Here is a 14,536-nt window from a genome sequence, read left to right as displayed (position 1 = left end):
CTATTCCTTGTGGGGGAAAAGGCGGGCTGCCAATTCCTCGTAGGTGGCATCAAAGGGACAGCGATCGCCCATCGCACACTGGCGACAGTATTTGCCATCGCTATAGCGCTCGAGGTTTTGGCGGTTAAAAAAGTAGGGCTTGTGGCTAAAGGTACTGGCCACCCACTGCCACGAGAGGTTATTACTTGCCGGATCGCCATCGAGGAGATGCTGCAAAAACCAAGTGGCTCCCGCCTGCCAGCGCACCCGACACCAATGCACCACATAGGCCGCCAACCATAACCGCGCATGGTTATGCAAGTAGCCCATTCGCTGTAGGTCGTCACTAAAGGCATCCATACAGGCCAGTCCCGTTTCCGCTGCGATGAGTGCAGGAGGTAAGTCGGTTTGATAATCGGCTGCTTGCCAACCCGTTTTATAGGGTTCGATGTCCTGCCACAGACGATCGCCCCAGCGGGCATAGAGGCGCTGCCAATAGTCTCGCCACGCCAGTTGTTGGAGTAAGGCTTCCGCTTGATGGGGATGAGCTACCACTTCCCGCAGGCGATCGCGCACAGTTGCCAAACTAATCACCCCATGGCGCAAATAGGCCGAAAGCCCCGTTACTGCCCCCGCCAAAAAGTTGCGACTCTTGCCATACCGTAGAGGCTGTATCTTGGCCAAACGCTCTTGGGCTGCTCCTAAGCCACCACAGGTTTCACTGACCGCGTCATCCGCCCCCACCACATCGGCAAAGACTTGGCGCAGATAGGGCACATAGGCATCACGAGTTCCCGCCATTCGCTCCACAGCAGCAGCCGCGAGCAGATCTTTAGCAGAATTTGTCATCGGTCTAAGGGCTTAACAAACGTTGCAGGCGATCGCGATTATCCAAGTGTCCCACAAGGCGGCGCACCGGCTGGGGATAGACCCGCACCAATGTTGGCGTGGCCTGCACTTGATCCTCCTCCGCCAGATCGGGTTGCTTGGTGACATCCACCACTTTGAGCGTATAGGGCACCTTGAGGGAGCGACTCAGCAAGTCATGGAGGTTTTTGAGGGCAACTTCCGTGGCATGGGTTTCTCCACGCACATAGAGGCGAAAGACATAGCGATCGGGTTCCGAAGGACGCGGTGCAAAACTGCTCAGGGGGGTGGCTTCCTGCAAATCATAGATCAGTTGGTGAGGCTCCCACAGTTGGGGAAAGCTGCTGCGGTAGGCCTCTAGGGCTTGGACATCGCAGGGATGCTGCGGATCCTGTACCAACTGCCACGGCAATGTGGGCTGATGAGCAGGGGCAAAGAGGGCATTCAATAGGGGACGATGGGGCCATGCCAAGGGATAGACCTCCGCCGCCACTCGCAGGCATTGCTGCTCCTCATCAAACCAGTAATCTACCGCCGCTGTGTAGCAGGGGGATAGGAAAAGGGGCGGCTCCTCCAAATCCAACAGTTGTTGCAGGGCTTGACAAAGCGACTGATGCCAATGCCCCTGTTTTGATGGGTCACGGCAAAAGACCACATCCTCCCCCGGTGTAAAGAGGGCCAACCCCTTGTATAAGACAGGCTTGAGGCCAACCATTGCCCTAGACACGACCCCGTAGAATTTGCGCCATTTCGTTGGGTTTGGGGGAGTTTTCGATGGCGGTTTCCTCGTCAATGCGCCCCGCCTCATAGAGTTCGTAGAGGCACTGGTTCATCGTGCACATACCGTCGTAGGTACACTGCGGAATAATTGCCTCAATTTCCTCCACTTCACCCCGCAAAATGTAGTCCTTGATGGCATCGGTGTTGATCATGATCTCGTGAATTGCCGCCCGCTTACCATCCGTCGTGCGCACAAGGGCTTGGGCAATGACCGCCACCAGCGACTCCGCCACCTGCATCCGCATCGGTCCCTGTTCATCGGGGTTGTAAAGGTTGAGGATCCGCTCAATCGTTTTCACGGCACTGTTGGTGTGCAATGTACCAAAGACCAAGTGACCCGTTTGCGCTGCTTTTAGGGCTGTATTCACTGTCTCGCGATCGCGCATCTCCCCAATCAGAATAATATCGGGGTCTTCCCGCAATGACGCCTTCAGAGCATTGTCAAACTTCAGTGTATGGATACCCACCTCCCGCTGGCGGATCAGGGCACGGCGACTTTGGTGCACAAACTCAATCGGGTCTTCAATGGAGATAATGTGCTTCGGCATTTCGGTATTGATATAGTCCACCATTGCCGCAAGGGTGGTGGATTTCCCGGAACCCGTTGGCCCTGTCACCAGAATCAGACCCTTGTGGTAGTGGCAGAGATCCTTGAAGACCGGCGGCAAATTCAACTGCTCTAGGGTCAGAATCTTCACCGGAATCAAGCGCAGCACCATGGCGGGGCCTTTGAGGGCGACAAAGATGTTGATCCGCACACGGCACAGACCCTCGTACTGATAGGCACCATCGTATTCAAGGTGGGTGCGAAACTGCTCAATTTGTTGGGGGGTCAGCAGTTCATTCAGCCAGTAGTTAAAGGTTTCCTCATCAGTAACGGGATAGTTGGTAATTTCTAAACGTCCGCGATCGCGAAAACGGGGCGCTTCTCCCACTCCAACATGAATATCAGAATAGCCGTGCTCAAAAGCCTCCCGCACCAGTTGTTCCATTGTCGGGCCAGAGATCCGCGCGGCTGGTGTCGGCATCGGTTGGGTCGGTACCCCCTGTTGGGGCATTCCCGGCTGCGGCGGCATTGGTCGTGGCGGCATCCCCGGTTGTGGTGGCATGGGTCGAGGCGGCATGCCGGGCTGTGGGGGCATCCCTTGGGGAGGCGGTGGGGGGGCAGCAGGACGGGGAGGCGCCATTCCCGGTTGGGGAGGCAGCGGTGGAACACCCCCACCCATTGGCGGCCGGGGCGGCGGCATCGGGGGTGAATTGGGAACACGCGGCGGTGGCGGCGGAGGACTTTGGGGATTCGTCATAGGGAGACTCGTGAAAGGGCTAGCAATGGATCAGGTATTTTCAGTGTGCCACTGTTCTTGGAAAAGGAGAGCAGTCGTTAGCGTTATGTTAAAACTTGGCGGCACAGGAACACCCACAGCGGTAACACCACCACAAAGCTCAGGGTACTCAGGGCAATCACCGCCGGTGGCAGTTCGGTATTGAGTTCGTATTCCTCTGCCAAAATTAGCGCGGCAAAGGCGGTGGGCGTACCAGTCATAATCGCGATCGCCAGCAACGTATCGCCCCGCAAGCCCAAACCATAGGCGATCGCCATCATCGTCAATGGCAGCAACAACGTCTTCACTAACATAGGCAGCAACCCCATACGAAAACTTTGCCAGCCGGGGAGCCGACTCAAACGAATTCCAGTGAGAACAAAGGCAAAGGGAATCACCAAGTGAATATCTATCTCACACAACCTTTCGATTGCATCTGGCAAGGAAAGATCATGGGTAGCAAAGCCGGCCATGGAGGCCCAAAGTGTCGGTACCGTTGGAATCACCCCGAGGGCGCGCCACCAAGGTTGATCATTGCCCTTACCGTAGTACTGACCGAGAAATGAACCCAATCCATAGGTGCCGAGGGCATTTTGGGTAATGGCATAGAAGGCCGCCCAGGGCAATGCCGTGGCACTCAGGAGAGGAATCGTGACCCCCAAACCGACAAAGCCCGTATTGCCGAGAATGCTGGCAATCAGATAGCTCCCCTGAAAGCGGCGACTTTCTCCTTCGGGAACTGTACTTGTCAGGAAGGGGGGGGTGTATTGCAGCCACTGGGGTTGAAAGTAGCGTTGCTGCCAATAGTAAAGTCCTTGGGCAAGGGTATAGCCGACAATGAGCGCCACAAAGGCCAGCAGCGGTGCCAACCAAATTAACCCCGCGAAGTTGGTTTGCCGCACCAAAGCAAAAATTTGAATGGGCACTCCGACCCAATAGAGGCTGCGCCCCAACCATTGGGGAATCACTGCTGGCAACCAACGGCCACAGATGAACCCCAGACTTGTCCAAATGACTAAGGGACTAGCTGCGCTGAGTGCACCCACCATCGCGATCGCCCTTAACGATTCTCCACTCAATATACTGTGGACATTCCTAAATACAGGAGTTGAGTCATGGTTTGCCAGAAAGGCTCCGCCCTCAGGTTTGTCGTGCTCCTAGGGGTGGTTTCCCTCTGTGCCGATGCCACCTATGAAGGCGCCCGCAGCCTTACGGGGGTCTATTTAGGAGTATTGGGTGCCAGTGGTACCGTTGTCGGCCTCGTAGCGGGTTTGGGGGAATTCATCGGCTATGGTCTACGCCTTGGGATTGGCTATCTCAGCGATCGCACCCGTGCCTATTGGCGCATTACCACCCTTGGTTATGCCATCAATACCTTGGCTGTGCCCCTCATGGCCTTGGCCCATCGTTGGGAAGTCCTAGCGGGATTGATGATTGCTGAGCGCACCGGTAAAGCGATTCGTACACCCCCCCGCGATGTGTTGCTTTCCTACGGTGCTCGTCAAGTGGGTCGCGGCTTTGGCTTTGGTCTCCATGAGGCGATGGATCAAATTGGTGCCGTTGTTGGGCCGCTGATGGTGGCCGGCGTCTTTGCCCTCACCCGGCACTATCAATGGAGTTTTGCCGTCCTCGCCATCCCTGCCCTGATGGGGCTGGTCGTTTTATTGGTGACGCAGTGGCGGTACCCAGAGCCACGGGACTTTGAAACGGTGGTGCAGGATCTGGATACCAAAAGACTACCAACACTGTTTTGGATTTATCTATTGGCCATGGCCTTTCTGGGCGCCGGTTATGTGGATTTCCCCTTGATTGCCTTTCATTTACAGCAGGGGGATAGTCTGCAAACGAGTCAAATTCCGCTGCTCTACGCCTTGGCGATGGGGGTTGATGCCGTGGCTGCCCTGCTCTTTGGGTACTTACTGGATCGCATTGGCATCATGGCCTTGATCCTTGCGGTTGTGCTGTCGGTAGGCTTTGCTCCCTTGGTCTTCCTCAGTTCTGCGGTGATTTGGGGCATGGTGCTGTGGGGCATTGGCATGGGTGCCCAAGAATCCATTGTGCGGGCGATCGTCGCCAACCTCGTCCCCCCAGAGCGGCGGGGGTCAGCCTATGGCATCTTCAGCACTGGTTATGGCTTAGCGTGGTTTCTCGGCAGTTTGCTCATGGGAGTGCTCTACGATCGCTCCTTGGGGTTGTTGGTACTGGTGTCAGTGGTGCTGCAACTGCTGGGGCTGCCGCTGTTATTGTGGATTAGGCAAGGGGCGAGGCATCCTGCTTAGGGGCTGCTTCTTCAGCGAGTGCTTGCAATCGGTAGAGATGGGCATACACCCCGTTGCGAGCCAAGAGTTCACTGTGGGTGCCCTGCTCCACTAGTTGTCCCCGTTTGAGCACAAAAATGCGATCCACATGGCGAATCGTGGCGAGGCGGTGGGCAATAATAATGGCGGTTCGATTCACCAACAGGCGGTTCAAGGCCTCCTGAATCATTGCCTCCGTGCCCACATCCAAATTGGCGGTTGCCTCATCAAGGATAAGGATTTCTGGATTGCGAATCGCCACCCGCGCAAAGGCCAAAAGTTGTCGCTGTCCCGCTGATAGATTCGTGCCCCGCTGCCGCAGGGGAGTGTCATAGCCTTGGGGCAACTGCTCAATGAAGTCGGCAATGTTCATTTCGGCGGCCACCCGCTGAATTTCGGCAAGGGTGTAGTTGTCGCCAAGGGCAATGTTGCTTTTGACATCGCCGGAAAAGAGAAAGCTATCCTGCAAAATCACGCCAATGTGCTGCCGCAGTTCTGCTTGGGTAAAGTCGCGAACATTGCGACCACTAACAAGGACTTCACCGCGCGTTGGATCATAGAGGCGACAGAGCAAGCGAATAATTGAACTTTTGCCTGCACCCGTAGGGCCAACAATCGCCACCTTTTCGCCAGCATGGATCTGAAAGGAAAGTTGCTTGAGGACATAGTCATCGTCTTTGTAGGCCAGCCAGACATCGCGAAACTCAACGGCAGCGGCTGTATTTTCTGGCTTGGGCAAACGCAAAAAGGTGCGATCGGGATCCTGAATTTCAATCGGTTCTAAGAGCAGATCATGGATGCGCTCAATGGCCGTTAAGCCCGCTTGCACCGTGGTAAATTTCTCCGCCAACTGCCGCAACGGATCAAAAACGCGCTGGGAAAAGAGAATAAACGTGGCCAAAGTGCCAAAGTCAATCGTGCGCTGCTCCACCAAGGCACCGCCCAGCCAGAGAACCCCCGCGATCGCCACAAAGGCAATCCACTCCAACGTTGCTGATACTGCCGAATCGTAGAAAATCGTCCGATCCACCTCTTTGATGTAGCGTTGATTGCGCCGCCGAAACAGTTGGCTATTAAAGGCCTCACGGCGAAACAGTTGCACCACGGTAATGCCAACGATGTTTTCCTGAAGATCGGCATTCAGTAGCGACAGCTCCTCGCGGGATTTGTAGTTGGCCACGCGGTAGCGATGTTGAAAATAGATAATCAGGGCGGTGATGGGCAGTACCAAGGCCAGCAGCAGCGTTGCTAGGAGGCGGTCAATGAAAAACATCGTCAGGACGACCACCAGCATTGAGAAGACATCGCTGAGAACCCCGACGGCGCCAGTGGCAAACACATCCCCCAGAGCATCCACATCACTGGTCAAGCGGGTAATGAGCTTACCGACGGGGGTGCGGTCAAAAAAGCGCGACGATAACCGGAGCACGTGGTCAAATAAGTCATGGCGAATATCGGCAGTAATGTTTTGGCCAATTTTTTGAATCCAGTACCCCTGCACCGCCTGCACCCCAAAACGCAGCACCACGGTAATCAGCAGTGCAATGCTCAGTAGATCAATCCCTTGGGTCAGGGTCAAAGGTTTCAAAAAGCTATAGGTACTCTCTTCCCCCTTGAGGAAGGCGATCGCCTGACCAATGATGATCGGTTGTAATGCTGCTGCTGCCGCCAAGGGAATCAAGAGCAAGCCACTTCCCACCAGTCCCCAGCGATAGGGCTTGAGGTAAGGAATCAGTCGTTGCAAAAGTTGCCAATCCGTGGAACGTGTTGCCGCTGTCATGCCCTGCTGAAACTTGTGAACATCCTTTTTCCCAGTCTAGTGGGTGCTTGTAATTGTTTGTAACAATTTACACGCTTTAGGCAGTTGTCATCTGGCCATCCCTTAGCTAAACTAAAGGTAGTTCGGGCTATTAATCCCCCGCATAGCCCCACTGAAATCCCCGAAAGGGTAAGTTACGCCGAAAGGGTAACGCACAAATCAAGGATCCTATAGCCGCCGCTTCAGAAAATGGTATGGATGTCCTTGATGCCGAAGGGATTTTTTCCAAGCTTCTCAACCGCTCTAAATTTAGGGTGTAGATTAGCTCGGTCGTTGATACGTAGGATAGTCAAGCGATCGCCCCCAGTCCCTCACCCCTCTCTGGAAATTGCAGTAGGCTAGAACTAGCGGCACCCCGTTCCATTCATCGGTTTATGAGTGATTCCCGTTTGCTCGATATTGCGCGGCAGGGCGACCCCCGTGCCATTGGTACGCTGCTGAATGCTGTCCTCCTGCCAAAGCGGGTAAAGGCCACTGTGGTACGTCAGGCCGAGGAGTTAATGATCACGCTGCATTCAGAAAAAATGCTCAATCAAGGGGCAGCCGTAACCCTGATCCGCACTGCCTTAGAAAAATTGCACTTGCCAGCGATTCAACGGGTTTTCATTGAGTCACGGGTGTTGGGCGTCCCCCTCTGGGAAAGTCATTTTCAGCTCCAAGTCCTGCCACCCACCCAACCCCATCGAGACGTGGTCGAGGATCCATGGGGCACCGAAACGGCAGCGACTGAGCCATCCCCCCCTGAACCCACGCTGCTGGATTTAATGTCTGCTTTTATGACCTCCGAGGCACCTGCCATATCTGAAAGTCAGGATGTTGTGGCGCGATCGCCCGAAGAGAAGGAATACCCGATTCCAGTAGAGAGCACACCTGAATATGGGGATGTAGCTCCTCCCCTAGAGCAAGTCACTGAGAATGGAACAGGGGCAGAACCCATCAGTGAGCCGCAAGAGAGTTTCCTAGATGAGATTCCAGAAATCGATCCTGATGAGGACATTAGTTTGGCAGATTTAGCTGCCGCCTTTGACCCCAACCCACCCTCACCAGAACCCAATACTGACCGTGGAGAATCTCCATTTGAGTCGCCCCCCCTTCAAGAAGAGCGTATTGAATCCGACACCCTTGCTGGGTTTTCAGGAGAATTGCCAGTCTTCGAGGTCGCTGCTGAACCACCTCCAGAAGCTTCTGAGTCCATAGAAGAGAGCATTGCAACACCAGAAGCCCAAGACAGTATTGCTGAGATCCCTGAACCAGCAGCCGAATTCTCTGAAGCTGCCCTAGACCAACCGACCCTTGAGGCATACGACTTCCCTGAACCGACGACTGAGGACATTGCCGCCCTAGAAGCTGAGGTTCGCCCACCCACCGCGATAACCCCTGAGATGACTGCTGAAGCTGAATCCTCGCCTGAGGGGGCGATCGCCCCAGACGCTGCCCCTGTTGTTGAGGATCCTTGGGCAGTCTCAGACATGTTGCCCACTGCACCCCCAGTCCCTTCAGAATCTTCTGCCCTTCCCCAAGACCAAGAAGCCGCCAACTATCCTCCCCTACGGGATCCTTGGTTAGAGGTCGAGCCTGTGCCGCAAGTGAAGGCAGATGAGACGCCTCCCCCTGAAACCGCCACAGAACCCCCACTACCCCCCTCTGAATCCGAGATTTACACCATTCCAACGATTGAAAAAGTCCCCCGCGATCATCAATCAAAGGTGGCAGGTCTTGCCGGCATAGTCATGGGTCTGGGCTTTTGTGCCACGGGGCTAGGCACCATCATCGGTCTGCCGATGGTCGTGGGCAGTATGTGGATGCTTGGGGATGAGGAAGTGTGGAGTGGCGAGTGTCCCCATTGTCATCACCCACTGAAAGTTCCGGTCGGTAAGCTGTGGCGCTTTAGTTGTGAAAAGTGTCAAGGGTTGATTGAAATGAAGAATGGCCGCTTCTACGCGCGGCAAACGCCCCCTGCACCCCCCTCGTCTTGAATCTGAATCTAAACAGAACTCTAGATGTCTAAACTTAGGTGTCTAAATTCTCTAAATTCAAACTGACCCGACCCCGTTGGCGGCGGGCTTCAAGAGCTTGGGCAATGAGATCCAATAGCCCCGGTGCTTCTTCCTGAATCGTCAGCAGGAGACGTTCCCCCATGGCCAAATCTGTATCTGGAGCGGGCGGTTCTTTTTGAACCAACTGCCGCAGCCGAGGCACTGTATTGTCAACGATTTCCACGAGTGCCCCCAAGCAGCGAAAAAATTGCCGCTCGGTGAGGGTGCTATCCTCAATGGGGAATTCAATCATGGCACGCACTTCACCGGTGTTGGGGTCGTACTCCCACTGCAACATTTTTGTCTGCCACGAAATGCACAGTAGCGTTTGCAAAATGGCATCACGAAACTGGTGGGTTTTAATCCCCGGCAAAAGATTGGGGGCATAGAGCTTAAAAAACTCACCTCCCTCATCTAGCTCAATGACGACGATAAATCGCTCAAGGTGATCACCGTTGACGCCCGTAATAATTTGGTGGTTGGCCGCATTCAACCGATAGTTCAGTTGGTGCCGTTGGAGATATTGGGCAATTTGGCTGAGGGCGATCGCCATGCCACGGTGATCCTACACTGCTGCCAAGGGTCGGTGGCTAATCGTTGTTCCCAAAATCTCTAAAAATGCCGCCAACCACTGGGGATGGGCAGGCCAAGCGGGCGCCGTGACCAGATTGCCATCCACTACGACTGCATCCACTGCCACACTGGTAAAGTTACCCCCAGCACTCACGACCTCAGGACCACAGGCCGGATAGGCCGTACAGGTTTTGCCCGCAAGAACGCCTGCTGCCGCCAACAGTTGGAGGCCGTGACAAATGGCTGCAATCGGTTTTTGGCTCTCGCCGAAGTGCTTGGTGATTTCCAGTACCCGTGGATTGAGGCGCAAATACTCTGGGGCGCGCCCCCCCGGCACCACTAGTGCATCGTAGGTAACGGGGTCAATCTCTGCAAAGGTGGCATTGAGGGTAAAGTTATGTCCCCGCTTTTCACTATAGGTTTGATCCCCCTCAAAATCGTGAACTGCCGTGCGAACAATGTCCCCAGCAACTTTATCAGGGCAGACAGCATGCACGGTATGACCCACCATTTGGAGGGCTTGGAACGGCACCATCACTTCGTAATCTTCTACATAGTCACCCACAAGCATGAGAATTCGTTTGCCGCTCATGATTCGCTGCCTCTTAAACTGACCTGTCTTGATCCTGACATAACTTGTGTTACCGGCAAAAGTTAATCTTAGTAAGGGGAATAATCAGGTGCAGTGTAGTGCTAAAAAGACAGACCTCGGCTGGGGTTTACTTTGTGGGTGCTGGCCCCGGTGATCCAGAATTACTCACCCTCAAGGGACAACGGCTGATTCAAGAGGCCGATGTGATTTTCTATGCCGATTCTCTTGTGCCGACGGGGATTTTGCAGTTTGCACCGCCGAGTGCCACCTGTATTCCCACAGCCGCAATGACTCTTGAAGAAATGATTCCGCTGATGGTTGAAGCAGTCCAAGCGGGTAAAAAAGTGGTACGGTTGCAATCGGGAGACCCTAGCCTCTACAGTGCCATTCACGAGCAGATTGCCCGCCTCGCCGAAGCAGGCATTACCGTTGAAGTTGTCCCCGGCATCAGTGCCTATCAATTGGCTGCCGCCCGCCTTAATGCCGAACTCACCCTACCCGAATTGGTACAGACAATTATCCTCACCCGTGCCAGTGGCCGTACACGCGTCCCACCAACAGAAGAATTGGCCAGTCTAGCCGCCCACAAAGCCAGCCTTTGCCTCTACCTGAGTGCGAATTGTGTCCACCGTGCTCAGCGAGATTTGCTTCAGCACTATCCACCCGAAACCCCAGTTGCTGTGGGCTACCGCTTGGGATGGTCCGATGAGCAGTTGTGGCTCGTTCCCTTGGCTGAAATGGCATCATTCAGTCAGCAGCAGCACTTGACGCGCACCACCCTTTACCTGATCAGTCCAGCACTGGCAGTACAACATCAAGGCCATGGCTCATTGCGCTCCTGCCTCTATAGTCCAGAACATCACCATCTATTTCGCCCCCATTAACCTGGGTATAATTGGGATACCTTGTAGGCAAAGGCTGTGGACAACTGGCTAAGCAAAGCACTGATCTTTTTGATTCGCGCTTATCAGCATTGGATTTCGCCGTTATTTTTGCCCACCTGTCGCTATACGCCCACTTGTTCTGTCTATGCGATTGAGGCGATCGCCCGATTTGGAGCAGTCAAGGGAACCTATTTAGCCATTCGTCGTATTTTGCGCTGCCACCCCTTTGCTGCCGGCGGCTATGACCCTGTACCCGATCCCCACGATGACTCTGTGCCCCCCTCTTCCCCTTGTTAGTGTCCGGGAGAGCCTATAGACCCTCTACAGCATCGGCATAGCGATAAATTTCTATTCCCAATGCTGCGGCAACCGGTCGTGCTCGATCATCTACCATTGGCAAAATCACGATTTTACGGTCAATTTGGCGTTGGTGGTGCCGTGCATAAAAATTCACCTTGCGATCAAAGATATACATCCCTGCCTTGTCAATTGAAGATTTAATTTCACAGGCGATCGTGAGACCATTCTTGATGATCAAGTCTAGTTCCACCTGATCCGGACGACCAAAGACCTCGCGCTCATGGTCCCAGAGGCTTCAACCCCAAAGGATTCCGTCAAGATCCCAGCAAGTGCCTTCCGAAAACTTGTTTTAGAGGCAATGCCCCAGCGAGCACCTAGGGCACCTATCGTACTCTCAAACCGTTTATCCAGACGCCGAATTTCTGCAAGTTGCTCATGCCAGCGGCGATCCTGTTCCTCCCATCTGCGGACTTGTGCTTCCCATTTACGATTTTCTTCCTCCCAACGACGGGCTTGTTCCTCGCGATCGCGCCGCAGTTCCTCTAGGATGCGATCGAACTTAATATCTGCCTCACGACGGGGAAGGGATAATTCTGAGACTGTGCGCAGGACAAAGTCCCTCAGGCTGGGATCTTGAGCCACGAGCCGAGGTAGCTCCTGTTGAATGAGGGCAATAATCTCTGCCTGCTCCATGACATGCTTTTACCTGAGCTATTTTCAATTCTAGGGGAGGGACTGTTGGCGTCACGGCCTTAAGCCAAGACTTGCTTGAGTGCCTGAATCACTTGATCCTGTTGAGCAAGGGTCAGTCCATAATACAGTGGCAAGCTAATCGCTTCTTGGTAGTAGGCTTCGGCGTTGGGAAAGTCTCCCCATTGAAAGCCCAATTGCTGATAGTAGGGTTGGGTATGTACAGGAATATAGTGCAGATTCACCCCAATCCCAAGGGCGCGCAGGGCTTCAAAGACTTCGCGATGGGAAGTTTGAATCTGGTCTCGCTTCAGGCGAATGATGTACAGATGCCAACTGGAGCGGGTGTCAGGATGCTGAAAGGGGAGCGTGAGGGGCAAATCAGCAAGGTATTGATGGTAGCGTTGGGCTAAAAAACGCCGCCGCTCGACAAATAGATCGAGGCGTTGCAGTTGCCGTAGGCCGAGGGCGGCTTGGAGGTCGGTCATGCGGTAGTTAAAGCCCAGTTCCAGTTGTTGGTAGTACCAAGGGCCGTGGGAGTCGCTCACCATTTGTTGGGGATCGCGGGTAATGCCGTGGCTGCGCAGACGGATAAGGCGCTGGTAGAGGTCTGGATCATTGGTGAGAACGGCACCGCCTTCACCCGTGGTGATAATCTTGACGGGATGAAAGCTAAAAACCGCCATCGTCGAGAATTCACAGCAGCCAATGGGCCGGCCACGGTACTGACCCCCAAGGGCATGGGAGGCATCTTCAATAAGCATAAAGCCATAGGTCTGCGCCAATTCAGCAAGGGCAGCCATCTCACAGGATTGCCCTGCCAAATGAACAGGAATGACGACCTTGGGAAGCGTCCCTTGCTTTTTGGCCATTGCTAGCTTGTCGGCAAGGGCAGAAACACTCAGGTTATAGGTGTGGGGGTCAATATCAACAAAATCCACCGTGGCACCACAGTAAAGGCCACAATTGGCGGAGGCCACAAAAGTAATCGGCGATGTCCACAGGCGATCGCCCCCCTGTAGCCCCGCTGCAATACAGGCGAGGTGAAGCGCTGCTGTGGCACTACTAACCACAACGGCATACCGTGCACCACAACAACTGGCCAGTGCTGCTTCAAACTCGGGAACCTTGGGGCCTTGGGTCAGCCAGTCCGATTGCAGGACGTCAACGACAGCCGCAATATCCTCTGGTGTAATGTCTTGGCGACCGTAGGGAATTGTGCCCATTTAGGCCCTGCCTGGAACAAAGTGCGGGTCAACGTGTTGGCGAATCAGGGCGCGTAGCTCCTCGACACTAAGGAAGCGATCGTTGGTGCCAGAATTATAGCTGAAGCCCGGTTTAACCCGTGTTGCCCCTGTTTGGGCACAGTACTCTTCTAGCGTGAAGCGTCCCTGAGTTGGCAAAATGGCATAGTATTGACCCAAATCAACCGTGGTATAAGAATCGGAAGTGGTAATCATCTCTTCGTGGATCTTTTCCCCTGGACGGATACCCACAAACTGTTGCTCACATTCCGGGCAAATCGCCTCTGCAACATCGAGAATGCGGTAGGAGGGAATTTTCGGCACAAAGATTTCGCCCCCCCAACTGTGCTGCAGTGCCCACAGTACCATTTCTACCCCCTCTTGGAGGGAGATATTGAAGCGAGTCATGGCTGGATCCGTAATTGGTAGGCAGCCCTCACAGCGCTTTTTCAAGAAAAAAGGAATCACGGAGCCTCGTGACCCCATGACGTTGCCGTAGCGAACCACACTGAACCGCAGATCACGACCCGCAAAGTTATTGGCAGCAATGAAGAGTTTGTCACTACAGAGCTTTGTTGCCCCGTAGAGGTTGATGGGGGCAGCCGCCTTGTCGGTGGAGAGGGCAATGACTTGCTTGACACCGGTGTCGAGGCAGGCTTGAATGACGTTTTCGGCCCCCATGACATTGGTGCGAATAAACTCAATGGGGTTGTATTCCGCCGCAGGCACTTGCTTCAGGGCAGCCGCATGAACCACAATATCGACCTTGTTCAGAGCCCGGCGTAGGCGATCGCGATCCCTAACATCGCCAATGAAGTAGCGGATACCTGGATACTTTTGGTAGGGGAACTCCTGAGCCATCTCGAACTGCTTTAGCTCGTCACGGCTAAAAATGACGAGACGTCGAATATCAGGGAACTGCCGCAACACCTCCTTGACAAAGGCACGGCCAAACGACCCTGTACCCCCCGTCACCAGTATGCTACTCTCTCTTGTCAGTCCTTGAGACATCCTATAGACCCTCTACGGCATCCGCATAGCTATAAATTTTGAGTTCCTCAGCCTAGGAAGCCTATTGTACACGGACTTTACCTCTTGCGATCGTGCTAATCTTCAGCATAGAATTGTAACCAAACCTACATATTTACTTTAT

General features: G+C 54.2%; 13 protein-coding genes and 1 pseudogene. 4 read left to right on the top strand and 10 right to left on the bottom strand.

What is annotated here, in order from left to right; translation table 11 throughout:
• From M0644_RS00830 to M0644_RS00815, 4 genes are all read right to left on the bottom strand, one after another.
• Positions 1-828, bottom strand: a complete 828-nt coding sequence (locus M0644_RS00830; protein ID WP_286626181.1) for an FAD-binding domain-containing protein — start codon at positions 826-828, stop codon at positions 1-3.
• 4 nt (positions 829-832) lie between these two features.
• A complete protein-coding gene (locus tag M0644_RS00825; protein ID WP_286626180.1) occupies positions 833-1,528 on the bottom strand; it encodes a circadian clock KaiB family protein in 696 nt (231 codons plus the stop codon).
• Between the two features lie 37 nt (positions 1,529-1,565).
• Positions 1,566-2,930, bottom strand: a complete 1,365-nt coding sequence (locus M0644_RS00820) for a type IV pilus twitching motility protein PilT (RefSeq protein ID WP_149817266.1) — start codon at positions 2,928-2,930, stop codon at positions 1,566-1,568.
• A gap of 83 nt (positions 2,931-3,013) precedes the next feature.
• Positions 3,014-3,997, bottom strand: a complete 984-nt coding sequence (locus M0644_RS00815) for an AEC family transporter (protein WP_286626178.1) — start codon at positions 3,995-3,997, stop codon at positions 3,014-3,016.
• 66 nt (positions 3,998-4,063) lie between these two features.
• On the opposite strand from M0644_RS00815, the gene M0644_RS00810 reads away from it, so the two are divergent.
• Positions 4,064-5,227, top strand: a complete 1,164-nt coding sequence (locus M0644_RS00810; protein WP_286626176.1) for an MFS transporter — start codon at positions 4,064-4,066, stop codon at positions 5,225-5,227.
• Here the strand turns inward: M0644_RS00810 and M0644_RS00805 are convergent.
• Positions 5,199-7,025, bottom strand: a complete 1,827-nt coding sequence (locus M0644_RS00805; protein ID WP_286626175.1) for an ABC transporter ATP-binding protein — start codon at positions 7,023-7,025, stop codon at positions 5,199-5,201. The genes M0644_RS00810 and M0644_RS00805 overlap by 29 nt on opposite strands.
• A gap of 413 nt (positions 7,026-7,438) precedes the next feature.
• Between M0644_RS00805 and M0644_RS00800 the strand changes: the two genes are divergently transcribed.
• Positions 7,439-9,040: a hypothetical protein gene (locus tag M0644_RS00800; RefSeq protein WP_286626173.1), complete on the top strand. Its 1,602-nt coding sequence runs from the start codon at positions 7,439-7,441 to the stop codon at positions 9,038-9,040.
• A gap of 34 nt (positions 9,041-9,074) precedes the next feature.
• Here M0644_RS00800 and M0644_RS00795 read toward each other — a convergent pair whose 3' ends face one another.
• Together M0644_RS00795 and M0644_RS00790 are read right to left on the bottom strand one after the other, a co-directional pair.
• Positions 9,075-9,653, bottom strand: a complete 579-nt coding sequence (locus M0644_RS00795; protein WP_286626172.1) for a hypothetical protein — start codon at positions 9,651-9,653, stop codon at positions 9,075-9,077.
• Between the two features lie 12 nt (positions 9,654-9,665).
• Positions 9,666-10,265 (bottom strand): DJ-1/PfpI family protein, encoded by a 600-nt coding sequence (locus M0644_RS00790; protein ID WP_286626171.1) that lies wholly within the window; start codon positions 10,263-10,265, stop codon positions 9,666-9,668.
• 98 nt (positions 10,266-10,363) lie between these two features.
• On the opposite strand from M0644_RS00790, the gene cobM reads away from it, so the two are divergent.
• Both cobM and yidD read left to right on the top strand, forming a co-directional pair.
• Positions 10,364-11,149: a precorrin-4 C(11)-methyltransferase gene (gene cobM, locus M0644_RS00785; RefSeq protein ID WP_286626170.1), complete on the top strand. Its 786-nt coding sequence runs from the start codon at positions 10,364-10,366 to the stop codon at positions 11,147-11,149.
• 36 nt (positions 11,150-11,185) lie between these two features.
• Positions 11,186-11,446, top strand: coding sequence for a membrane protein insertion efficiency factor YidD (yidD, locus tag M0644_RS00780; RefSeq protein WP_286626169.1), 261 nt, complete (start codon positions 11,186-11,188; stop codon positions 11,444-11,446).
• Between the two features lie 13 nt (positions 11,447-11,459).
• On the opposite strand, the pseudogene M0644_RS00770 reads toward yidD, so the two are convergent.
• The 3 genes and pseudogenes from M0644_RS00770 to pseB form a co-directional block, all read right to left on the bottom strand.
• A pseudogene (locus M0644_RS00770) lies at positions 11,460-12,142 on the bottom strand (PD-(D/E)XK nuclease family protein).
• Between the two features lie 59 nt (positions 12,143-12,201).
• Entirely contained in the window at positions 12,202-13,365 is a 1,164-nt protein-coding gene (pseC, locus tag M0644_RS00765) for a UDP-4-amino-4,6-dideoxy-N-acetyl-beta-L-altrosamine transaminase (protein WP_286626167.1), read from the bottom strand.
• Positions 13,366-14,394: a UDP-N-acetylglucosamine 4,6-dehydratase (inverting) gene (gene pseB, locus M0644_RS00760; protein WP_286626165.1), complete on the bottom strand. Its 1,029-nt coding sequence runs from the start codon at positions 14,392-14,394 to the stop codon at positions 13,366-13,368.
• Positions 14,395-14,536: the final 142 nt, after the last annotated feature.

The sequence above is a fragment of the Thermosynechococcus sp. B1 genome (genome assembly GCF_030322985.1).
In the GTDB taxonomy this organism is placed as follows: domain Bacteria; phylum Cyanobacteriota; class Cyanobacteriia; order Thermosynechococcales; family Thermosynechococcaceae; genus Thermosynechococcus.
This window is presented reverse-complemented; position numbering and strand designations above follow the sequence as displayed.